Here is a 21,875-nt window from a genome sequence, read left to right as displayed (position 1 = left end):
AGCGCTATTTTAATTACTGCAATACTGAAATATCTGCCACTTGCAAGAATAAATCTTGTAAAGTTTGCAAAATAGCTAAACGGTTTTGACGCAATTTTTGATCGTCAGCATTTACCATCACGTTATCAAAGAAATTATCTACTGGCTGGCGAAGATTGGCTAATTCATCTAACACCGCACTGTAATCGCCTTTGGCAATTAATGGTTGCACTGCTTGTTGAAGAGCAACCACATTTTCGGCAAGTGCTTTTTCCGCAGTCTCAACACAGGCAGATAAATCAATCTTGCCAATTTCAATATCCGCTTTAGCTAGAATATTGCTCACCCGTTTATTGGCTGCCGCTAAGGCTTCCGCTGAATCCAATGTGCGGAAATGCGACACCGCACGAACACGGGCATCAAAATCCGCAGGACGAGTTGGACGGCGAGCCAGTACAGCCTGAATTTCATCCACCGCAATACCTTCATCTTGATACCACGCACGGAAACGACCGAGCATAAAGTCTACTACGTCATTCACCACGTTTTTATTGGTCAGTTTGTCGCCAAAAAGTGCGGTGGATTTTTCAACTAAAATAGTTAAATCAAGCGGAAGATTTTTCTCCACGATAATCCGAAGCGATCCAAGAGCTGCACGGCGTAATGCAAATGGGTCAGCACTGCCTTTTGGGGCTTGTCCGATGCCGAAAATACCTGTTAAGGTATCAATTTTATCCGCCAATGCCACCGAACACGCCACTAAAGAATTTGGCAAATTATCGCCTGCAAAACGTGGCATATATTGTTCGTTTAACGCCACTGCGACCTCTTCATCTTCGCCATCATGGCGAGCATAGTGCATTCCCATTACGCCTTGCGTATCGGTAAATTCAAACACCATATTGGTCATCAAGTCGCATTTTGACAATAAACCTGCCCGTTTGGCTTTTGCCACATCCGCCCCAATTTGAGCGGCAATTTCACCTGCCAACTGTTCAATACGAGCGGTTTTATCACGCAATGTACCAAGCTGTTGTTGGAATAACACAGTTTCCAAACGTGGTAAACGATCTTCCAAACGTTGTTTTAAATCGGTTTTGAAGAAAAATTCCGCATCCGTCAAACGTGGACGCACCACTTTTTCGTTGCCTTCAATAATCGCTGTTGGATCCGCTGGAATAATGTTGGAAACGAAGATAAAGTGCGGTAATAATTTGCCATTTTTATCGTAAATCGGGAAATATTTTTGGTCGCCTTTCATCGTGTAAACTAAAGCTTCCGCTGGCACGGCTAAGAAACGTTCTTCAAATTTGGCGGTTAACACATTCGGGTATTCCACTAATGAAGTCACTTCATCTAACAAATCTTCATCAATATCTGCCACGCCACCAAGTGCGGTGGCTTTTTCTTGCGATTTTGCCAAAATAATCGCTTTACGCTCATTAAAATCGGCAATCACTTGACCACGTTCGGCTAAAACTTGCGGATACTCATCAGCGTGTTGAATATCAAATTCACGCTCGCCTAAAAAACGGTGTCCACGAATGGTACGACCGCTTTTCACACCTAAAATTTCACCGTCAATCAGTTCTGAACCGAGCAACATTGTTACCGTATGCACAGGACGAATAAACTGCACGGTTTTATCCGCCCAACGCATTGGTTTTGGAATTGGCAATTTCGCCAGTGCGACTGCGACCAAATCGGGTAAAAGATTTTTGGTGGCTTGCCCTTGTTGCACCGCACGATGCACCAGCCATTCGCCTTTATCGGTTGCCACACGCTCCGCTTGATCCACAGTAATACCACAACCTCTCGCCCAACCTTCAGCGGCTTTGGTTGGATTGCCATTGGCATCAAAGGCTGCCGCTACTGCAGGCCCTCGTTTTTCAATTTGCTTACTTGGCTGTTCGGTGGCTAAATCCGCCACTTTCAACGCTAAACGGCGTGGAGTGGCGAACCATTTAATTTGACTGAATGTTAAACCAGCTTGATTCAGTTCTGCGGTAAAATTCTCCGCAAAAGCCGTAGCAAGGGTTTTTAACGCTTTCGGAGGCAACTCTTCAGTGCCGATTTCTACTATGAAGTTTTGGGTTGTCATTGGGTTTTATTCTCTTTAATTTATTTTTATAAATACGTTCTATTAAGGTCTAGGATATAATCTACTACAATGAATTATGGTTTCAATGTAAACAATATCATCAATAATTTCGTAAACATCCGATAATTTCGACAAAATGTTTCCAGTGAACCATCATCTCGACAACGCCCAATGGTGGGCATAAAAGCAATTAATTCCATTTTCTCATATAAATCATTTGATAGTTTTATGCCGCTAAGTTCATAGCCTGTATAATCAACAATGTTTTCAATTATTTTGTCTAAATTACTCTGTGCTTTTTGAGTCAAAATCAATTTAGGCATAAATCGTACCTTGCTGAGTTTGCTCTAATTCTCTTGCTTTTCGCTCAAGCAAAGCTTGGGTACGAGCCTTTGATTCGGCTAGTGTAAGCACTTTACCTGCTTGAATATCTTCTCGTGCTTGTTTGATTTGCTCTGCTAAAAATTCATCGTAGCCTTTTTCTTTTTGGAATAACATTTGTATTCTCCCTTAAATTTTAGATGACAACATATGTAAATTATATCACTCACTAATTCTCCATGCACTGTGTAGCCAATCTCGCCTTAGTAATCTGTTCTTCCAGCTCTTTCTCCGTTGGTAAAAACGGTAAATACTTGGCACTAAATAACTGCTTGCGATCTGCCAAAACTGAATATTTCGCCACTGCTTCGCTTTTTTCACTGCATAATACTAAGCCGATAGTTGGATTATCATCTGCTCCTTTAATTTCTTGATCAAATAAGCGAACATAGGTATCCATTTGCCCTATGTCTTGATGTTTTAATTTGCCGATTTTTAAATCAATCAACAAAAAGCATTTGAGTTTGAAATTGTAAAACACCAAATCAATATAAAAATCTTCATCATCAAAACGAATTCGTTTTTGGCGTTCCACAAAAGCAAAACCTTTGCCAAGCTCTAACAAAAACAGTTGCAAATTGTTGATAATGGCTTGCTCAACATCATTTTCTTGATAAGTGCCATCTTGTAGATTTAAGAAATCCAAAATATAAGGATCACGCAAATAATCTTCAATGGTTTCTTTTAGTTCTTCGGTTTTTTGTTCCGCTTCGGTAATCACTGGCGTTTTGTTTTGACTTGCTAATAAACGTTCGTAATACAATACAGAAATTTGGCGCTCTAAGGCTCGAGCCGACCAATGTTGTTCAATAGCCTCATTTAAATACCATTGACGTGCTTGATTATTTTCAATCCGTATCAAACTACGATAATGTGTCCAACTTAATTCGCTACGCACTGCGTGGCGAATTGGAAACGCCAAGAAAAATTGACGCATATTGCGTAAGTTAGATACGCCAAACCCTTTTCCAAACATTTCTGTTAAGCGTTTTGACAAATCTTGCAATACATATTTACCGTAATCGGCTCTTTGATTACCTTGTTGTTCATTCTCAACAATTAACCGACCGATTTCCCAATAAGATTGCACCATCGCTACGTTGACCGTTTGGCGAACTTGGTTTCTTGCCTGATGAATAATTTCGGCAATTTGGCTAAATAGCGTATTGTTGGTTTGTGGCAAATTCGGCATTTTGTTTCTCTATTTAGATTTTGCAATCAGTGACTGCACAATTCGGAACGCACTGCGTCCCGAATCTCACCTACTTCTTACACCCCGGAAATCCCAACGCTTCACGGCTGGCGTAATAGGCTTCCGCCACACCTTTGGTTAAGGTACGAATGCGTAAAATATACCGCTGACGTTCCGTTACCGAAATTGCTTTGCGTGCATCGAGCATATTAAAGCTGTGTGCAGCTTTTAAAATGCGTTCGTAAGCGGGCAGTGGTAACGGTTTTTCTAATTCTAACAGGGCTTTGGCTTCTTTTTCGTAGTGATCGAAACATTGAAATAAGAAATCAGTGTCGGCGTATTCAAAATTGTAGGCAGATTGCTCGACTTCGTTTTGATGGAACACGTCGCCATAGGTGGTTTTGCCTAACGAACCGTCTGAATAAACTAAGTCATACACGCTGTCCACACCTTGAATATACATCGCCAAACGCTCTAAACCGTAGGTAATTTCGCCTGTGACAGGACGACATTCTAAACCGCCCACTTGTTGGAAATAGGTAAATTGGGTGACTTCCATTCCGTTCAACCACACTTCCCAACCTAAGCCCCACGCCCCTAAGGTTGGGTTTTCCCAGTTGTCTTCCACAAAGCGAATATCGTTTTGCGTTGGGTCAAAACCGAGCATTTTTAGGCTATCTAAATAGAGTTCTTGAATATTATCAGGGGACGGCTTGATGACTACTTGGAATTGATAATAATGTTGTAAGCGGTTTGGGTTTTCGCCATAGCGACCGTCAGTCGGGCGACGTGATGGCTGTACATAAGCAAATGCCATTGGCTCAGGCCCTAATGCACGCAAAGCGGTCATTGGGTGCGAAGTGCCTGCACCGACTTCCATATCAAAAGGCTGTACAAGGGTTGCTCCCTGTTTCGCCCAGTAATCTTGCAGGGCTAAAATCATCCCTTGGAATGTTTTTACGTTAAAAGTTGTTGTCATAAGTTATCTCAAAAAATAATGAAAATTTGCACCGCATTATACGGGAAAATTGATGAAGATAAAACGGTTATAAATCACCAAAACACACTTGTAATGCGGTAATGGCGGTCAACGCCGCGGTTTCCGTACGTAACACTCGCTTGCCTAGCAAAATGTCGGTAAAGCCTTGTTGTTCGGTTTGACTGATTTCTTGGGGCGATAAACCGCCCTCTGATCCAATCAACAACCGTACGCCAGCCGCAGGAATGTCAGGCAAGGTCTTAATGGAATACTTCGCTCTTGGGTGCAGATTGAGCTTTAACGCCCCATCTTGCTCCGCACACCAATCTTGCAACTTCATCATTGGACGAATTTCAGGCACCACATTCCGTCCACATTGTTCACAAGCAGCAATAGCAATTTTCTGCCACTGCTGAATTTTTTTCGTCATCCTCTCCGCATCCAATTTCACCCCACAACGCTCTGACCACAAGGGTGTAATCACATTTACCCCCAATTCTACCGACTTCTGAATGGTAAATTCCATCCGTTCGCCACGAGAGATCACTTGCCCTAAATGAATGTTCAATGGGCTTTCTCGGTTATCAAGTTGACGATCTAAAAGTTCTACCACTACCGCTTTTTTGTTGCTTTCGGTAATTTGAGCGGAATAAATATAATTTGAACCATCAAATAGCTCTAATTTTTCGCCCACTTGCATACGCAATACTCGCCCAACGTGATTGGCAGCATCTTCGCTGAGTTGACAAGTGGTTTGGTTTTCTAAGGGGGCGGGGTGATAAATTCTGGGTATTCTCATAATATTTCAAAATTAAAAAAGTGATGATTATGATAAAGCAAAGTGCGGTGAAAAAAAACAAGGTTTTTTCAAGATTGCTGGAGTGGATAAAACGAAGTTTAAGCAATCAATGATATAAGTGGAGAAAAAATTTTTAACATTATACACCGCATTTTTAACTGAAATTAAAAATATTGTAATAAAAAAATAACATATAAAGGATAACGATTATTAATAAGGTTAACATTATGATTTTATTATAAAATATCACAATTTTATTGATCTAGATCAGAACATTTATTGTTCTATTATGCCATATTTAGAATAACGTTACTTTTTATAACGTTTTTATTTTTATCTTACTTATCTACCTTTATATCTATTAGGACAAACAATATGGACATAACAAAATTAGCAGGGCAAAATTTGCCACAAATAAAGCGGCGTGATTTTGTGAAAGCCAGCGGATTAACTGCGTTGGCAGCAACCAGTGGGTTATCCATTCCTTTTACTACTCAAGCCAAAGATGTTCAATCTACGCAAAGTGAAGAAAAAATTGTATGGAGTGCATGCACGGTGAACTGCGGTAGCCGTTGCCCTTTGCGTATGCATGTCAAAGATAATCAAATTATCTATGTTGAAACAGACAATACTGGTACGGAAACCTATAATTTAGATCATCAAGTCAGAGCCTGTTTACGTGGGCGTTCAATGCGAAGACGCGTGTATAATCCCGATCGATTAAAATATCCGATGAAACGTATAGGGAAACGCGGTGAAGGAAAATTTAAACGTATTTCTTGGGACCAAGCTTTAACTGAAATTGCTCAATCTTTGCAAAAAAATATTGCTGAATATGGTAACGAAAGTATCTATTTAAATTATGGTACTGGCACATTGGGGGGAACCGTAACTAAGTCTTGGCCTCCCGGTTCGACATTGATTGCTCGCTTAATGAACTGTATCGGTGGCTATTTAAATCATTATGGCGATTATAGTACGGCACAAATTGCTGTAGGATTAGATTATACCTATGGTGGTGGTTGGGTGTTAGGTAATGGGTTAGCCGATATTGAAAATACCAAACTTGTGGTGTTATTTGGTAATAATCCGAGTGAAACTCGTATGAGTGGCGGTGGTTTAACCTATTGTATTGAACAAGCCAGAGAAAAATCTAAAGCGAAGATGATTATTATCGATCCGCGTTATACCGATACAGGGGCAGGACGAGAAGATGAATGGATTCCAATTCGGCCCGGCACGGATGCCGCACTTGTCTCTGCTTTGGCTTATGTATTAATCACTGAAAATATGGTTGATCAGCCTTTCTTAGATAAATATTGCGTAGGCTATGACGAGAAAACACTCCCTAAATCTGCCGCTTCTAATAGCCATTACAAAGCCTATATTTTAGGGCAAAGTGATGACGGTATTGCTAAAACCCCTGATTGGGCAGCCAAAATTACGGGAATTCCGGCAGATCGCATTGTTAAACTTGCACGTGAAATTGGTCAAACTAAACCCGCTTATATTGCGCAAGGTTGGGGACCGCAACGCCGTAGCAATGGAGAAATAATCTCTCGAGCAATCGCGATGTTGCCAATTTTAACGGGTAATGTGGGGATCAGTGGCGGAAATACTGGGGCAAGAGAAAGTGCTTATGGTGTACCATTTGTGAGAATGCCAACTTTAACCAATCCCATTGAAGCGAGTATCCCGATGTTTTTGTGGACAGATGCCATCATACGGGGAACTGAAATGACCGCTACCACAGACGGCATTCGTGGTGTAGAAAAATTGTCTGCTCCGATCAAAGTGATCTGGAATTATGCTAGTAATTGTTTAATTAACCAACATTCGCAAATTAACCGTACGCACGATATTTTACAAGATGAATCCAAGTGTGAGTTAATTATTACCATTGACAATCACATGACATCTACTGCCAAGTATAGTGATATTTTATTGCCAGACTGTATGACGTCAGAACAAATGGATTTTTGTTTAGATGCCTATGTGGCTAATATGAATTACGTTATTTTTGCAGATCAAGTGGTTAAGCCATCTTTTGAATGTCGTAATCTTTACGATATGCTCAGTGCGTTAGCTGAGAAATTAGGCGTTAAACAACAATTTACCGAAGGGCGAACACAAGAAGAATGGTTAAGACATCTTTATCAGCAATCTCGGGAAAATCTCCCCGAATTGCCTACTTTCGCAGAATTTCGTCAACAAGGTATTTTCAAGAAAGTCGATCCAAATGGTTTTAAAATTGCCTATAAAGATTTTCGAGAAGATCCTGAACAAAATCCATTACAAACACCGTCTGGAAAAATCGAAATTTATTCTGAACGCCTTGCTGAAATCGCCCAAACGTGGAAGTTGGCAAAAGATGAAGTCATTCATCCTTTGCCTATTCACGTGGATAGCTTCGAGCATTATGGTGATCCATTAATGGAAAAATATCCGTTACAACTAAGTGGATTTCATTACAAGGCTCGAACCCATTCCACTTATGGTAATGTAGATGTTTTAAAATCTGCTAATCCACAAGAAATCTGGATTAACCCAATTGATGCACAATCTCGTGGTGTTAAAAATGGTGATTTAATTCGTATTTTTAATGATCGTGGTGAAATACATATTAATGCTAAAGTGACCCCGAGAATTATCCCCGGTGTGGTGGCATTAGGAGAAGGTGCTTGGTATGCCCCTGATAACAATCGCGTCGATCATTCCGGTTGTATCAATGTGCTTACCACACAACGTCCATCACCACTAGCAAAAGGTAATCCACAACATTCTAATCTGGTACAAATTGCGAAAATTTAGGGGGAGTTATGCAACAATATGGTTTTTATTTTGATTCAGAGCGTTGCACAGGTTGTAAAACTTGCGAACTGGCTTGCAAAGATTACAAAGATTTAGACACAGATGTCAATTTCCGTCGTATTTATGAATATGCTGGAGGAAATTGGACCCAAGATAATGATGGCTGTTGGCATCAAGATGTGTTTGCTTATTATATGTCTATTTCCTGCAATCATTGTAGTGATCCTGCTTGTACTAAAGTTTGTCCAACGGGCGCTATGCACAAAAATGCAGACGGTTTTGTTATCGTTGATGAAGAAACTTGCATTGGTTGTCGTTATTGTCATATGGCATGCCCCTATGATGCACCGCAATTTGATGCTAAAAAAGGGCATATGACGAAATGTGATGGCTGTTATTCTCGCATTAAAGCCGGCTATAAACCGATTTGTGTTGAGGCCTGTCCGTTGCGGGCATTGGATTTTGCGCCGATTGATGAATTACGTGCCAAATATGGCAATCAAGCGGCGATTGCGCCATTACCACCGGCTGAATTGACGCACCCTAATTTGGTCATCAAAGTCAATAAAAATGCGCGTTTAACGGGTGACCGAACAGGCTTTTTAGCTAATCCACGGGAGGTGTAACATGAACGGATTACACGAATTACCCTTAGTAATCTTTACGGTGCTCGCTCAAAGTGTGGTAGGCGCTTGGTTGATTTTTTGTGTGATTGCCAATAACCAAAGTCAATCTAGTCGCCGATATTTAAATAAAGCCTTATTGGTTTTATTGATCTTATTAGGCATCGGTTTTATTGCTTCCATTCTTCATTTAGGCACACCAATACGCGCATTTAACAGCCTTAACCGAGTGGGTGAATCCATGCTGAGCAATGAAATTGCCAGTGGTGCGGTATTTTTTGCTTTTGCCGGTATTTATTGGTTGCTCAGTTTACTGAATAAGCTATCTGAACCGATGGATAGATTTTTGCGAATTTTAACCGCACTTTGCGGGTTGGTGTTTATGTATATGATGAATAATGTCTATCATATTGATACGGTACCAACTTGGAATAGTTCACTCACTTCTTGGCAGTTTTACTTGACTATTGTCATTGGTGGTTGTGCTTTAGGTTATGCATTATGGCAACCTAATCCACACAAAAGCTATGTATTACGTTACTCACCGAAACTTTATCTGTTTGCTGTCTTTTTAGCAATGATCGTCGCGATTTATCAAGGCATGGAATTAAATCATATAACCACGTCGGTACAGCAAGCAACCGCGTTAGTGCCACATTATGCGGTTTGGCAAATCAGCCGATTCAGTTTGTTGGCTATTGGTGGTGGTTTGCTGTATGTTGGCAAAAATACCATGCATTGGTATTTATCTGCTGTCATCGTATTGGTAGCGGAAATGATCGGACGGATTATTTTTTATAGCTTACATATGACTGCAGGTATGGCAGTGGGTGGTTAGTTTTTAATATTCACCACCCGCTCTCTAGTGGGTGGTGTGGGATAACTTTATGCAAACAGAATTGTTAACGCAAATTAATATTGCCAGTAAAATGCTCGGTGCATTGCTTTATTATTCACCTGATGATGCAAAAGTGCGGTCAATTTTGGCCTTTTTTCAACAAGCTGATTGGGCGAAAGAATGGCAACCAGCCACCGGCGTGACAGCAAATTCAACGAGTGTAAGCCATATTGAACAAGGCTTACAACGCACTGAAGAAGAGTTAGTGCAACAATATCAGATGTTATTTATTGGTCCAAATACGTTGCTTGCTCCACCATGGGGATCGGTATATCTCGATCCTGAAGCGGTGATTTTTGGTTCATCTTTATTAACATTACGTCAATTTTTGCGGCAGCATCGAATAAACTTTATTGCGCCATCAGAAGAACCCGAAGATCACATTGGCTTAATGCTTATGTTGACAGCTTACTTGGCAGAGCAACAACCCGAATTATTGGCAGAATATTTAACTGAGCATTTATTGCCTTGGTCAACACGTTATTTTGAATTGCTGGCGAGCTCTGATTCTCTTTTCTATCAAGGTGTTGCTCAGCTTTGCCAGCAAACTTTATCTTATTGGCAACAGCAGCTTGGTTTAACGACAAATAAAGTGCGGTTATTTTTTTAAAACTTTTGGCGGATAATCATTATGCAAACAAAAGACCAACGCTATTATCAGGCTTATCTTTCGCACCAACAGATTTCTCGTCGCGGACTGCTGCGTAGCATGTGGCATGCCATCGAAAAAAATGATCAGCCAAACAAACGGACGATAGCTCGTCCTCCTTTTGCAGCCAAAGAAAGTCTTTTCTTGACAGCTTGCACCGGTTGTGGTGAATGTGTAACAGCCTGTTCTTTAGGGCTAATTTCCGTAGCAAATCAAAAAGCCGTATTAGATTTAAGCTATACCAGTTGTTCCTTCTGTGGGGAATGTGCCAAGCATTGTCCGACTAATGCATTACATATCTCTTTTAAAGCAGATACAGGCTTACGCCCTGTTTTCAATGCAGACTGCTTATTAAAGCAACAACAAGCCTGCACCACCTGCCAACTATCTTGCCCGCAACAGGCAATTACTCCTGATTTAACCATTGATGACAACCGTTGCAATGGCTGTGGCGAATGTCAGTCAGCTTGTTTTATGAATGCAATTCGGTTAGGTATGTAACGCATCATAAAATAAGCCGTCGTCCAGTTGGCAAAAATCATTAACCATAATGATCCCTAACTTTGCTGCTTAGCGATAAAAAAACTACAATGAATTTTCTGTAGGATCTGCTAAAATGGAGTGACTTTTTTATCGGGAGATTTGATCATCGAAAATTGGCAACGTGGCTTTGTTTTACACCGCCGAGCGTATAGTGAAACCAGTTTGTTAGTGGATTTATTTACTGAAGAAACGGGACGGTTAACGGTGTTGGCGAAAGGGGCAAGACGGAAACAGTCAGCGTGGAAAGGTGTATTGCAACCTTTTACACCGCTGTTGTTACGCTGGGCGGGCAAGGGGGAATTGAAAACTTTGACTAAAGCCGAGCCTGCGGCGATTGCCTTGCCGTTGCAACAAACGGCGTTGTTTAGTGGCTTCTATGTGAATGAACTACTTTGTCGGGTGATTGAACAGGAAACACCTAATCCCTTATTATTCCAATATTATTTGCAATGTTTAATGATGTTGGCTCAAGCCGAGAATGTTGAACCTGCGTTGCGAACCTTTGAATTTCAGTTGTTGCAAATTTTAGGTTATGGCGTAGATTTTGGACATTGTGCGGGATCTGGCTTACCTATTGATGTAGCAATGACCTATCAATATCGGCAAGAAAAGGGTTTTATTGCATCCTTGATAAAGAATAACCAAACCTTTTATGGACGAGATTTATTAGCATTTCAGGCGTTGGAATTTACCGATGCAGATGTACTGAAAGCGGCGAAACGATTTACTCGAATGGCGTTGAAACCCTATCTTGGCAATAATCCTTTGAAAAGTCGGGAATTGTTTAGCCAAAATATTTTATATTTAAAATAACTTAACAGCATGGCATTATTTTACACCCCAGAAAAAAAAGCGAAAAAAACACCGCACTTTGAATTGACCATTCAATCCTTGGATTATCAGGGATTGGGTGTGGGTAAAGTGAATGGTAAGACGTGGTTTGTAGAAAATGCGTTGCCAAATGAAACCGTGCAAGCGGAAATTATAGAAGAAAAACGTCAATATGGGCGAGCGGTCGCGAAGAAGATTTTACATACCAATTCACGGCGGCAAGCACCACAGTGTGCAGTGTATCAGGCTTGTGGTGGTTGTCAGAGTCAACATATTCCGCTTGACATGCAAAGGCTGGCTAAACAACAGGCGTTGTTTTCTCGTTTAGAAAAATTGCAACCGCAGGGCATTATGTTTATGCCGATGATTGTCGGTGACGGCTGGCAATATCGTCGTCGGGTGCGGTTGAGTGTGAACGTAAATCCCAAAACTAAGCAGCTTGACATCGGCTTTCGGCAAAAAAGCTCATCGCAAATAGTGAATATTCAGCAATGTGATGTACTTGAACCAGCACTGGATCACTTATTGCCGAAACTTCTCACATTATTACGTCAATTTTCTCAACCCAAATTACTCGGGCATATTGAATTAACTTTAGCAGACAATGGTATAGCCATGTTACTACGTTATAGTAAAAACTTGAGTGAAAAAGACCGCAGTTTGCTGTTAAATTTTGCGGAACAGGAAAAATTGATGTTGTTTGTTCAAGATGATCAGCAAATTCAACAACTTTGTGGCGAGATACCTTATTATCAAATTGGCGATTTGTTGCTCCAGTTTGATATTCGGGATTTTATTCAAATTAATCGCTTATTAAACCAGCAGATGGTGGCAACGGCGTTGCATTGGTTGGCGTTGAACAAAACTGATTACGTGCTAGATTTATTCTGCGGAATGGGTAATTTCACTTTACCGATAAGTCAGTTGGTACGAAAAGTAGTGGGGGTGGAAGGGGTTGCAGAAATGGTCGTGAAAGCTCGCAAAAATGCGGAACAAAATGGCTGTTGTAATGTCGAATTTGAGCAAGGGGATTTGGATCAGCCGTTTTTAAGTCAACATTGGGCGAAAACACCGTTCAATAAAATTTTGCTCGATCCACCCCGTAGTGGTGCGGCTTTTGCGATTGAAAGCATTTGTCAGTTGCAAGCAGATAAGATTTTGTATATTTCGTGTAATCCTGCCACATTAGTGCGTGATGCGGAAAGTTTACTAAACGCAGGTTATCGCCTAAGCAAGGTCGCAATGATTGATATGTTTCCCCATACGGGACATTTAGAAAGTATTTCGCTGTTTGAGAAAAAATAAGGAAAGGAAAAACTATGGTTGCTGTGCGTGGTTCTCACTTGTTAAATCCAAAAGATTTCAATATTCACCATTGGTGTGAAAACTTGGATTTACCTGAACAAATCGAACAGGATCTCACTAAGGCATGGCAATATGCAAGAGCGAATGCCGAGCTGCTTTTCTTAAATAGTCATTGGTATTTGCGTGACGGAGTCGAAATGGTGGAAATTCTACATGGTCTGAATATGGATGGGGATACTTTACTCGCCGCCATGTTATTCCCTGTGGTGCATGCCAAGATTGTCACCATAGATCAAGTAAAAGAAGATTTTGGCAGCAAAATTAGTAAGCTAGTCAAAGGTGTGTTGGAAATGAATAATATTCGCCAACTGAACGCCAACCAGTCCAATAATAATCTACAAATCGACAATATCCGCCGTATGCTGTTGGCAATGGTGGACGATTTCCGTTGTGTGATCATCAAATTAGCGGAACGGATTACTTATTTGCGTGATGCAGATAAACGCTATTCAAAAGCGGAAAAAATTGCCGCTGCCAAAGAATGTAGCAATATTTATGCTCCCCTTGCCAATCGTTTGGGAATTGGTCAGTTAAAATGGGAGTTGGAAGATTATTGTTTCCGTAATTTACAGTCAGAACAATATCGGATTATTGCACATAAATTAGCTGAACGCCGTTTAGACCGCGAGCGATATATTCAAGATTTTGTCAATCAACTGTTGGGTTATTTACACGAAGCTATTGATTGTGTAGATGTGTATGGACGACCGAAACATATTTACAGTATTTGGCGCAAAATGCAGAAAAAACATCTAGCATTTGAAGGATTGTATGATATTAGGGCGGTGCGAATTTTGGTTCCAAATTTACAGGATTGTTACACCGCACTTGGTATTGTGCATACCCATTATCAGCATTTAGCAGAGCAGTTTGATGATTATATTGCCAATCCTAAACCGAATGGTTATCAATCCATTCATACGGTTGTGTTGGGTGAGGGTGATAAGCCAATCGAAGTACAAATTCGTACCCGCCAAATGCACAATGATGCGGAATTAGGCGTAGCTGCGCACTGGAAATATAAAGAAGGTACCACAGGTTCAATCTCCGCTTACGAAGAAAAAATATCGTGGTTGCGTAAATTGTTAGCGTGGCAATCAGATATTGCCAATAGTGGTGAAATACTGGATGAAATGCGGACACAAGTGTTTGATGACCGTGTGTATGTGTTCACCCCAAAAGGTGAAGTGGTGGATTTGCCAACAGGTTCAACCCCACTGGATTTTGCTTATGCGATTCACAGTGATGTAGGGCATCGTTGTATTGGCGCGAAAGTAGCAGGTCGTATTGTGCCGTTTACGTATCAGCTACAAATGGGCGATCAGATCGAAATTATCACCCAAAAAAATCCAAATCCAAGCCGAGATTGGCTCAATCCAAATTCAGGTTTCACGCATACGCCAAAGGCACGCTCAAAAATTACCGCGTGGTTTAAGAAACTCGATCGGGATAAAAATATTCCACTCGGTAAAGAAATGTTGGAGGCAGAACTGAGCCGCTTAAATCTTACCCTTAAACAAGCGGAACAGTATGCCTTGCCACGTTATAATTTAAAACAAATTGATGATTTATATAATGGTTTAGGTAGTGGTGATATTAAATTGCATCAGTTGATTAATTTCTTGCAAAGCAAATTAATCAAGCCAACGGCAGAGCAAGCGGATGAAGAAATTTTACGCCATGTTAGCCAAAAGAGCAGCCAAAAAAGTACGGTTAATGCTAACCAAAAATCGGAAAAACAAGGCTATGTGGTGGTTAATGGGGTTGGCAATTTGATGCACCATATTGCTCGTTGTTGTCAACCGATTCCGGGTGATGAAATTGTCGGTTATATTACGCAAGGGCGTGGTATTTCCATTCATCGTGCCGACTGTGAGCAGCTCAAAAAATTACGCATGGCAAATCAAGAACGTGTGATTGAAACCAGTTGGGGAACGGAACTTTCAGGTTCATTTAGTATTAATGTGCGATTGCTTGCCAGTGATCGCAATGGCTTGTTGCGTGATATTACCACTGTATTAGCCAATGATAAAATTAACGTCAGTGGCGTTTCAAGTCGTACCGACCGAAAACGTCAAGTAGCAACCATTGATCTTGAATTGGAATTAGGCAATGTGGAAATGTTAAGCAAAGTCTTAGCTCGTCTAGCTCAACTGGATGATGTAATTGATGTTAAACGGATTTAAACAAAGAAAATAAAAATGACAGACAAAACTACGGGGTTGACCCATTTAATGAATTCTACTCGCTATTCCTTGCAAGGTTTAAAAAGTGCGGTGAAAAATGAAGCCGCTTTTCGCCACGAATTGTTTTTAGGGATTTTTATTGTTCCCCTTGCTTTTGGGCTGGGTAAAGATAAATTTGAGATTGCTTTAATGCTTGGTGCATATTTAATCGTATTGGTGGCAGAATTGCTGAATAGTGCGGTGGAATGTGCGGTTGATCGCATTGGTTCCGAACGCCATGAATTATCAGGCAGAGCCAAAGATCAAGGATCTGCCGCGGTGTTTATGGCAATGGTGAATTTTGTCATCGTGTGGGCGTTGATGATTTTGGGCTAAAATTAGGCGGAGAGTTATCCGCCGTAATGTTAGGCTTGTTTTATTTGCTGTTTTAATGTGCCATAAAAAATGATAGTCACAAGAAAATAAAAGATCGTCCCCGAGTTATGCGCAAGAAATCCTTGGCTTAAACAGTAAAACATCACTGAAATAATATGAATTGAGCCTAAAAGTGCGGTTAATTTTATCGTAGCATGTTGTGATGCCATGTTTTTCCAGAAATAACCAAGTGGCACAAATAAAACACCGAACAATGCGAATAATCCTAAAATACCACGCTTAGAAAGATCATCTAAATATTGATTATGGGTGTGGGTAAAATTCCCTACCACAGGATGGACTAATTTTTGTTTCGCTTGTTCTTTACGTTGTTGATTACTTCCTTCGGCTCCCCAACCTAATAAGGGTTTTTCTTTCGCCATTAACACTGCACTTTTCCACATCTCAAATCTAGCCCCGAGGGAAGTGCCCGCGTTATTTTTATCGACATAAACGGAAATATCTCGTTCCATTTGTTGAAGACGTTGTGTAATTCGGGTTTGTGGAATCATTACGGCTACGGCAATTAATACCACTAACACCGTGGAAACTATCCCGACGACTTTTTTCGATAGCTGTTTACGATAAACCCAAAAGATCATGCCTAAAATAAAAGGTACACCAACCCAACCGCCACGAGCGGTAGAAAGTAAACTGGCTAAAATACCGCATAATGAAGCAATAAAGCAAAGTGCGGTCAATTTTGTTTGTTTTTTATAAGCAAAATATAAGGCAATAGCAAAGCTAAACATACCTAATGACATGGCAATATCACCGGCTTGAATCTGCATTTGGTGTTCAAATGCTCTGATATAATGCAACACAAAGCGATGAATTAATGCCACAATGCCAGCAATCACTGCACCAATAGGAATACAAACTAACAAAACAGTCAATCTAGGGGGATATTTAATAAATAATAAGATGAGGGGTAAAACTAATAAAGCGCGGCTTGGATTATCCAGTTCACTCATTTTGCCACCATTAACCAATAGTGATAACAAAAATACTAAAACATAAAATACAAAGCTGGTCGTTATCCATTTATCTTGTGGAATAAAATCAACAGGCTGTTTTTTTACAACATGATAAATGGCAAAAATAATTCCTGTGGCGACTAACAACGCAAAGCCGATATTATGTGAGCCTTTAAATAGTAAGGTAATTAAAAAATAAAGCCCAACCGCAGAGTTGGTTAAGGCAAGCATTTTATTTTGTTTGATAAAAGTTAATATTGTCATTTTTCCGATTTTCCCCCCGTACTTGCGTACGGGGTTAAGCATATTACGCCACGCTGTGGCTTGTCAGTTTATTAAGATGCGGAGCATCGTCACCATGCCTAGCCCTGTACGCCAGTGCAGGGCATAAAAAACCGCACTTTTCCCAAATAAGAAAAAGTACGGTGATATTTTAACTTACTTTAAACAATTATAATACATTCACGCAGTTTAAATCTTCAAAAGATTGTTCTAAGCGTTTAGACATTGATTCTTCTAATTTACGTAACCAAACACGAGGGTCGTAGTATTTTTTGTTTGGTGAATCTGGACCTTCTGGGTTACCTAATTGACCTTGAAGATAGGCTTCGTTGGCTTTATAGAATTGTAAAATACCGTCCCACGCCGCCCATTGAGTATCAGTGTCAATGTTCATTTTGATGGCACCGTAACCGATCGCTTCACGGATTTCTTCACGGCTTGAACCTGAACCACCGTGGAATACGAAGTTAATTGGTTTTTTCGGTAGATTACGTTCTTTTTCTACGAAATCTTGTGATGCACCTAAAATAGATGGTTTTAATTTTACATTACCCGGTTTATAAACGCCATGTACGTTACCAAAAGCAGCCGCCACAGTAAAACGTGGGCTAACTGGGTTTAAGCTGTCGTAAACGAATAACACATCTTCTGGTTGAGTGTATAAACGTGATTCATCAACATCGCTGTTGTCAACGCCATCTTCTTCACCACCCGTAATACCGATTTCAATTTCTAAGGTCATGCCTAGTTTATCCATGCGAGTAAGGTATTGTTTACAGATTTCCATATTTTCTGCAATAGGTTCTTCGGATAAATCGATCATGTGAGATGAGAATAATGGTTTACCTGTTTCAGCAAAGTGTTTTTCACCTGCATCTAATAAACCGTCAATCCAAGGTAACAATTTTTTTGCGCAGTGGTCAGTGTGAAGAATCACTGGTACACCATATTCTTTGGCAAGCGAATGAACATGTTTCGCACCAGCAATAGCACCTAATACATCAGGGCGAGTACCGCTAGTTGGTTTGATACCTTTACCTGCATAGAACGCTGCACCGCCATTTGAAAATTGCACAATAACAGGGGCTTTGACACGAGCCGCGGTTTCTAATACTGCATTTACACTGTCTGAACCTACACAGTTTACCGCAGGAATAGCGAAGTTATGTTCTTTTGCGTAAGCGAATACTTTTTGAACATCATCACCAGTCACAACGCCCGGTTTTACGATATCTAATAATGCCATGTTGTTTTTCCTTCTTTAAATTTAAAATCAAGTTTTTGTAGGGGCGTATTGCATACGCCCATTACCGTGAATATGAATTAACCGTTCGCACGTTTCTCTAAAATTTCAACCGCTGGTAACACTTTGCCTTCAACGAATTCCAAGAAAGCACCGCCACCAGTTGAGATATAAGAAATTTTATCTTTAATACCGAATAAATCGATCGCCGCAAGCGTATCACCGCCCCCCGCAATGGAGAATGCTCCGTTTGCAGTGGCTTCAGCAATCGCATTGGAAATCACTTCAGTCCCTTTACGGAAGTTAGGGAATTCAAACACACCAACAGGACCATTCCAAAGAATAGTTTTTGATGCTTTGATGATTTGTGCTAATTGTTCAGCGGTTTTGTCACCAATATCGAAAATAGATTCGTCAGCTTTTACATCATCAACTGATTTTTCAGTCGCTGGTGCGGTTTCAGAGAATTCTGTACCGACACGTACATCTACGGGTACAGGGATTTTGGTTTGTTTAGCTAAACGTTGAGCTTCAGGGATTAAATCTTCTTCGTAAAGGGATTTACCGACTGCTTTACCTTCAGCTGCGATAAAGGTATTGGCGATACCACCACCAACAATGATTTGGTCAGCGATTTTTGAAAGGCTATCTAACACGGTTAATTTAGTGGAGACTTTTGAACCTCCAACGATTGCCAACATTGGGCGTTGAGGTTCTTTTAACGCTTTACCTAAGGCATCTAATTCTGCTGCTAGTAATGGACCAGCACAAGCTACCGGTGCATATTCTGCCACACCATAAGTGGATGCTTGCGCACGGTGAGCAGTACCAAACGCATCCATTACAAATACATCACAAAGTGCGGCGTATTTTTTACCTAATTCAGGATCGTTTTTCTTCTCGCCTTTATTAACACGTACATTTTCAAGCACCACGATTTCATTTTCTTTAACATCAACGCCATTTAAATAATCGGTTACTAAACGAACAGGTACATCTAAAACCTTGTTTAAGTAATCAACTACAGGTTGTAATGAATCTTCTGGTTGGCATGCTTCACCTTCGGTCGGACGACCTAAGTGAGAAGTGACCATGACTTTCGCCCCTTTTTCTAAGGCTAATTTTAAGGTAGGAATAGTGGCACGAATACGAGCATCAGAAGTTACTTTACCATCTTTGACAGGTACGTTTAAATCCGCACGAATAAAAAGACGTTTACCTGCTAAATCAAGGTCGGTCATTTTGATTACTGACATAATTTTTCCTTCTTGTGTTAAAAATAATATAAAACGGTAAATCTATCCTATTATAACGAGATCTTTTCGCTATTGTAACTGCTTTAGATCAAATTATTGTGAGTTATTTGCAATCTATCACTTGCCATGTTAAATCATAACAAATGAACAATTCAGTACGGCTTGCCCCTAAATAGGCATTTTTTAAGGCAGGATTATGCTGTTTTATCCAACGAAACAACTCTTTTTTGTTCATTTGTTCTGTGGGTAACACTAAACTGCGGTATAAATCTTGTTGTTTTTTAAAATATTGTTCCGCCGAATCAAAGGCACAGGCACCGTGTTTTTCCCATTCGCCTTGGAGTAAATTCAGGCTGGGACTTTCCGCTAAGTATTTTTGCATAATGGTATAATCTACTGCTGGCAAATCCCCTTGACAAAATCTTGGATGATCAATCGTACTTTGAGCGTTCGCATTTTGTGGCCATAACCCATGAATTACCCAACCATATTTTTGTTGTGTGCCACATTGCATAAGAGCAGACTGAGGTAGGTTTTTGCCATATTTTTCTTGTTGGTTATGACAGAATGCAGGCGACCAAGATAATGCAAGCATATAATAATCAGTGTTGGCATTTTTATTGGATCCGATAGGATCGTTAGACATGACAAAATCATAATCAAAATTCACCGCACTTTTATTCACCTTTACATTGCTATTATTTTGTTTTTGAGCTTGTTTTGTGGTGGTCGGTTGAGTTGGTTGGTGTTGAACATCACGGCTAAACCAGTTTATGGCAAAATAAATAAGCAAGCCGATAGCGACAATAATGAGTTGAACAAGTTGTTTCTGCTGTTTTTGTGTCATTTTTAACCTTTAAATTGTTATTAAAATTCTATATAATCGCCAACTTTAGTTCACTCACGAGATTGTTATGGCGTTACTCATCACGGATAAATGCACAAATTGCGATATGTGTCTGCCGGAATGTCCGAATGATGCGATCTCTATTGGTGATGATATTTATGAAATTGATCCAAACCTTTGCACCGAATGTGTCGGACATTATGATACCCCAACCTGCCAAAAAGTTTGCCCGATCACCAAATGTATTATTCTCGATCCCGACCACATAGAAAGCCAAGAAGAACTTTGGGAACGCTTTGTATTAATTCATCACGCCGATAAATTATAATAACTACCCCCATACTCGCCTACGAGGTGACGAATATAACGCTATTCCGTAGCTAGGCAACACAAGATGCGGAGCATCGTTACCATGCTTAACCCTGTACGCCAGTGCGGGGCATCGCTATCTTCCTACCCATTTTACCAACAACACCCCAGTAGCTACAGCCACATTTAAGCCACTTTTTAACGGATTGGCTAAACTTAAATTGACCTTAGCATCTTCTTTTGTCGCCCAGCCGTTGGCTAACACAAACACCACTTTATCTTGTAATTGTAGGCTATTAATGCTCTGTACTTGTTTTTCATGGCTAATATGCACAATTTGATAACCAGCTTGGCGTAATTGCTGTAATGCAGTTTCACCATCATGGGATTGTAAAATATGTACATATTCCAAACCGCCCTCAGCAACGCGTGCGGTATTGGCGTTGAGTAACATATCTGGTTGGCTAGTAACAATGCCTTTCACGCCATAAAAGGCACAAGTACGCAAAATGCCGCCGAGATTTTGTGGATTATTCGCTACACCGTCTAACATGATTAAACAATCGGCTTTACGGGGTAAATCCACATAACCAGCAAGCGTAAATATGCGTGGCTTTTTGACTAACATACAGATACCACCATGGTGTTCTGAACCACTGACAAGCTCTAATTCTTCACGATCCACCACGTGATAGACTTTTTTATTGGTGGCTAAATAACTCAACATCTCTCCAATTCTATGTGCCACTTCCACCGTCGCCCATACACGAACAATGCTTTCTGGTCGTTGCTCAAATAAACTCAAACAAGCATTTTCACCGAAGATTTTCATTTCTTCCGCACGATTTTTCTTGATTTTTTCTGGCGCTCTTGGTGATAACGCACCGGTTTTTTTCTTGTTGGGCTTATCACTTATGCGACTGGACTTGACGACGACTTTTACCCCACCTAAAGTCGTTTCAGTGAGGTGTGGTTCTGATGCAGGTTGGCGATAACTTGGGCGTTTTGTCTGGCTTGAACGGCGATCAGAAAAACGTTTTTGATCAGAAAGTGGTGAAAAAATAGGTTTACTGAAATTGGAAGATTTAGATTTGTTCATAATGTAGTCACTAATAAAGGAAGATTCGGGCTATTATAGCAAAAAAATGCTTTTTTCTACCCTATTCATTCATAAATATTGTAAACTACCAGAATAATGCTGAGTAATATA

21 protein-coding genes are annotated in these 21,875 nt (G+C 40.4%); 10 read left to right on the top strand and 11 right to left on the bottom strand.

The window, feature by feature from the left end:
- Positions 1 to 13: 13 nt before the first annotated feature.
- From glyS to rsmE, 6 genes are all read right to left on the bottom strand, one after another.
- Positions 14 to 2,080: a glycine--tRNA ligase subunit beta gene (glyS, locus tag E0709_RS11305; protein ID WP_132302579.1), complete on the bottom strand. Its 2,067-nt coding sequence runs from the start codon at positions 2,078 to 2,080 to the stop codon at positions 14 to 16.
- 74 nt (positions 2,081 to 2,154) lie between these two features.
- On the bottom strand, positions 2,155 to 2,403 hold the full coding sequence (locus tag E0709_RS11300) for a type II toxin-antitoxin system RelE/ParE family toxin (RefSeq protein WP_243640872.1): 249 nt from the start codon (positions 2,401 to 2,403) through the stop codon (positions 2,155 to 2,157).
- Entirely contained in the window at positions 2,396 to 2,578 is a 183-nt protein-coding gene (locus E0709_RS11295) for a hypothetical protein (protein WP_132302580.1), read from the bottom strand. Before E0709_RS11295 ends, E0709_RS11300 begins: the two co-directional genes overlap by 8 nt.
- A gap of 52 nt (positions 2,579 to 2,630) precedes the next feature.
- Positions 2,631 to 3,653 carry a PDDEXK nuclease domain-containing protein gene (locus E0709_RS11290; protein ID WP_132302581.1) on the bottom strand — a complete coding sequence of 341 codons (1,023 nt, stop codon included), beginning with the start codon at positions 3,651 to 3,653 and terminating at the stop codon, positions 2,631 to 2,633.
- A 70-nt stretch (positions 3,654 to 3,723) separates the two neighbouring features.
- A complete protein-coding gene (gene glyQ, locus E0709_RS11285) occupies positions 3,724 to 4,632 on the bottom strand; it encodes a glycine--tRNA ligase subunit alpha (RefSeq protein WP_132302582.1) in 909 nt (302 codons plus the stop codon).
- Positions 4,633 to 4,699: 67 nt separating this feature from the next.
- On the bottom strand, positions 4,700 to 5,431 hold the full coding sequence (gene rsmE / locus E0709_RS11280) for a 16S rRNA (uracil(1498)-N(3))-methyltransferase (protein WP_132302583.1): 732 nt from the start codon (positions 5,429 to 5,431) through the stop codon (positions 4,700 to 4,702).
- A gap of 375 nt (positions 5,432 to 5,806) precedes the next feature.
- Here rsmE and E0709_RS11275 point away from each other — a divergent pair, with 375 nt between their 5' ends.
- The 9 genes from E0709_RS11275 (at position 5,807) to E0709_RS11235 (ending at position 15,712) form a co-directional block, all read left to right on the top strand.
- Positions 5,807 to 8,242 (top strand): DMSO/selenate family reductase complex A subunit, encoded by a 2,436-nt coding sequence (locus tag E0709_RS11275; protein WP_132302584.1) that lies wholly within the window; start codon positions 5,807 to 5,809, stop codon positions 8,240 to 8,242.
- 8 nt (positions 8,243 to 8,250) lie between these two features.
- Positions 8,251 to 8,868, top strand: a complete 618-nt coding sequence (locus tag E0709_RS11270; RefSeq protein ID WP_132302585.1) for a DMSO/selenate family reductase complex B subunit — start codon at positions 8,251 to 8,253, stop codon at positions 8,866 to 8,868.
- 1 nt (position 8,869) lies between these two features.
- Complete coding sequence (locus E0709_RS11265; protein ID WP_132302586.1) at positions 8,870 to 9,703, top strand: DmsC/YnfH family molybdoenzyme membrane anchor subunit; 834 nt, start codon at positions 8,870 to 8,872, stop codon at positions 9,701 to 9,703.
- A 49-nt stretch (positions 9,704 to 9,752) separates the two neighbouring features.
- Positions 9,753 to 10,373: a Tat proofreading chaperone DmsD gene (dmsD, locus tag E0709_RS11260; protein ID WP_132302587.1), complete on the top strand. Its 621-nt coding sequence runs from the start codon at positions 9,753 to 9,755 to the stop codon at positions 10,371 to 10,373.
- Between the two features lie 21 nt (positions 10,374 to 10,394).
- Complete coding sequence (napF, locus tag E0709_RS11255; protein WP_132302588.1) at positions 10,395 to 10,913, top strand: ferredoxin-type protein NapF; 519 nt, start codon at positions 10,395 to 10,397, stop codon at positions 10,911 to 10,913.
- Positions 10,914 to 11,054: 141 nt separating this feature from the next.
- Positions 11,055 to 11,768: a DNA repair protein RecO gene (gene recO / locus E0709_RS11250; protein WP_165867238.1), complete on the top strand. Its 714-nt coding sequence runs from the start codon at positions 11,055 to 11,057 to the stop codon at positions 11,766 to 11,768.
- 9 nt (positions 11,769 to 11,777) lie between these two features.
- Positions 11,778 to 13,091 carry a 23S rRNA (uracil(1939)-C(5))-methyltransferase RlmD gene (rlmD, locus tag E0709_RS11245; RefSeq protein WP_132302589.1) on the top strand — a complete coding sequence of 438 codons (1,314 nt, stop codon included), beginning with the start codon at positions 11,778 to 11,780 and terminating at the stop codon, positions 13,089 to 13,091.
- A gap of 14 nt (positions 13,092 to 13,105) precedes the next feature.
- Complete coding sequence (relA, locus tag E0709_RS11240) at positions 13,106 to 15,337, top strand: GTP diphosphokinase (protein WP_132302590.1); 2,232 nt, start codon at positions 13,106 to 13,108, stop codon at positions 15,335 to 15,337.
- 15 nt (positions 15,338 to 15,352) lie between these two features.
- Complete coding sequence (locus E0709_RS11235; RefSeq protein WP_132302591.1) at positions 15,353 to 15,712, top strand: diacylglycerol kinase; 360 nt, start codon at positions 15,353 to 15,355, stop codon at positions 15,710 to 15,712.
- 29 nt (positions 15,713 to 15,741) lie between these two features.
- On the opposite strand, the gene E0709_RS11230 is transcribed toward E0709_RS11235, so the two are convergent.
- The 4 genes from E0709_RS11230 to E0709_RS11215 all read right to left on the bottom strand — a co-directional run bounded on the left by E0709_RS11230 (position 15,742) and on the right by E0709_RS11215 (position 20,356).
- Positions 15,742 to 16,992 carry an O-antigen ligase family protein gene (locus E0709_RS11230; RefSeq protein WP_132302592.1) on the bottom strand — a complete coding sequence of 417 codons (1,251 nt, stop codon included), beginning with the start codon at positions 16,990 to 16,992 and terminating at the stop codon, positions 15,742 to 15,744.
- Between the two features lie 187 nt (positions 16,993 to 17,179).
- A complete protein-coding gene (fbaA, locus tag E0709_RS11225; RefSeq protein ID WP_132302593.1) occupies positions 17,180 to 18,256 on the bottom strand; it encodes a class II fructose-bisphosphate aldolase in 1,077 nt (358 codons plus the stop codon).
- A 77-nt stretch (positions 18,257 to 18,333) separates the two neighbouring features.
- Positions 18,334 to 19,509 carry a phosphoglycerate kinase gene (locus tag E0709_RS11220; protein WP_132302594.1) on the bottom strand — a complete coding sequence of 392 codons (1,176 nt, stop codon included), beginning with the start codon at positions 19,507 to 19,509 and terminating at the stop codon, positions 18,334 to 18,336.
- Between the two features lie 103 nt (positions 19,510 to 19,612).
- Positions 19,613 to 20,356 carry a ribonuclease T2 family protein gene (locus tag E0709_RS11215; protein WP_132302595.1) on the bottom strand — a complete coding sequence of 248 codons (744 nt, stop codon included), beginning with the start codon at positions 20,354 to 20,356 and terminating at the stop codon, positions 19,613 to 19,615.
- Between the two features lie 67 nt (positions 20,357 to 20,423).
- Here E0709_RS11215 and E0709_RS11210 point away from each other — a divergent pair, with 67 nt between their 5' ends.
- Positions 20,424 to 20,684 carry a YfhL family 4Fe-4S dicluster ferredoxin gene (locus E0709_RS11210; protein WP_132302596.1) on the top strand — a complete coding sequence of 87 codons (261 nt, stop codon included), beginning with the start codon at positions 20,424 to 20,426 and terminating at the stop codon, positions 20,682 to 20,684.
- A gap of 117 nt (positions 20,685 to 20,801) precedes the next feature.
- Here the strand turns inward: E0709_RS11210 and E0709_RS11205 are convergent, their stop codons facing one another.
- Entirely contained in the window at positions 20,802 to 21,764 is a 963-nt protein-coding gene (locus E0709_RS11205) for a TrmH family RNA methyltransferase (protein WP_132302597.1), read from the bottom strand.
- Between the last annotated feature and the right edge of the window lie 111 nt (positions 21,765 to 21,875).

Source organism: Lonepinella koalarum (genome assembly GCF_004565475.1).
Lineage (GTDB): Bacteria > Pseudomonadota > Gammaproteobacteria > Enterobacterales > Pasteurellaceae > Lonepinella > Lonepinella koalarum.
Note: the sequence above shows the minus strand (reverse complement) of the source record. Positions and strands in the feature narration are given on the sequence as shown.

Coding starts and splice junctions, on each gene's coding strand:
- glyS (WP_132302579.1), bottom strand. CDS start 2,080: ATGACAACCCAAAACTTCATAGTAGAAATCGGCACTGAAGAGTTGCCT.
- E0709_RS11300 (WP_243640872.1), bottom strand. CDS start 2,403: ATGCCTAAATTGATTTTGACTCAAAAAGCACAGAGTAATTTAGACAAA.
- E0709_RS11295 (WP_132302580.1), bottom strand. CDS start 2,578: ATGTTATTCCAAAAAGAAAAAGGCTACGATGAATTTTTAGCAGAGCAA.
- E0709_RS11290 (WP_132302581.1), bottom strand. CDS start 3,653: ATGCCGAATTTGCCACAAACCAACAATACGCTATTTAGCCAAATTGCC.
- glyQ (WP_132302582.1), bottom strand. CDS start 4,632: ATGACAACAACTTTTAACGTAAAAACATTCCAAGGGATGATTTTAGCC.
- rsmE (WP_132302583.1), bottom strand. CDS start 5,431: ATGAGAATACCCAGAATTTATCACCCCGCCCCCTTAGAAAACCAAACC.
- E0709_RS11275 (WP_132302584.1), top strand. CDS start 5,807: ATGGACATAACAAAATTAGCAGGGCAAAATTTGCCACAAATAAAGCGG.
- E0709_RS11270 (WP_132302585.1), top strand. CDS start 8,251: ATGCAACAATATGGTTTTTATTTTGATTCAGAGCGTTGCACAGGTTGT.
- E0709_RS11265 (WP_132302586.1), top strand. CDS start 8,870: ATGAACGGATTACACGAATTACCCTTAGTAATCTTTACGGTGCTCGCT.
- dmsD (WP_132302587.1), top strand. CDS start 9,753: ATGCAAACAGAATTGTTAACGCAAATTAATATTGCCAGTAAAATGCTC.
- napF (WP_132302588.1), top strand. CDS start 10,395: ATGCAAACAAAAGACCAACGCTATTATCAGGCTTATCTTTCGCACCAA.
- rlmD (WP_132302589.1), top strand. CDS start 11,778: ATGGCATTATTTTACACCCCAGAAAAAAAAGCGAAAAAAACACCGCAC.
- relA (WP_132302590.1), top strand. CDS start 13,106: ATGGTTGCTGTGCGTGGTTCTCACTTGTTAAATCCAAAAGATTTCAAT.
- E0709_RS11235 (WP_132302591.1), top strand. CDS start 15,353: ATGACAGACAAAACTACGGGGTTGACCCATTTAATGAATTCTACTCGC.
- E0709_RS11230 (WP_132302592.1), bottom strand. CDS start 16,992: ATGACAATATTAACTTTTATCAAACAAAATAAAATGCTTGCCTTAACC.
- fbaA (WP_132302593.1), bottom strand. CDS start 18,256: ATGGCATTATTAGATATCGTAAAACCGGGCGTTGTGACTGGTGATGAT.
- E0709_RS11220 (WP_132302594.1), bottom strand. CDS start 19,509: ATGTCAGTAATCAAAATGACCGACCTTGATTTAGCAGGTAAACGTCTT.
- E0709_RS11215 (WP_132302595.1), bottom strand. CDS start 20,356: ATGACACAAAAACAGCAGAAACAACTTGTTCAACTCATTATTGTCGCT.
- E0709_RS11210 (WP_132302596.1), top strand. CDS start 20,424: ATGGCGTTACTCATCACGGATAAATGCACAAATTGCGATATGTGTCTG.
- E0709_RS11205 (WP_132302597.1), bottom strand. CDS start 21,764: ATGAACAAATCTAAATCTTCCAATTTCAGTAAACCTATTTTTTCACCA.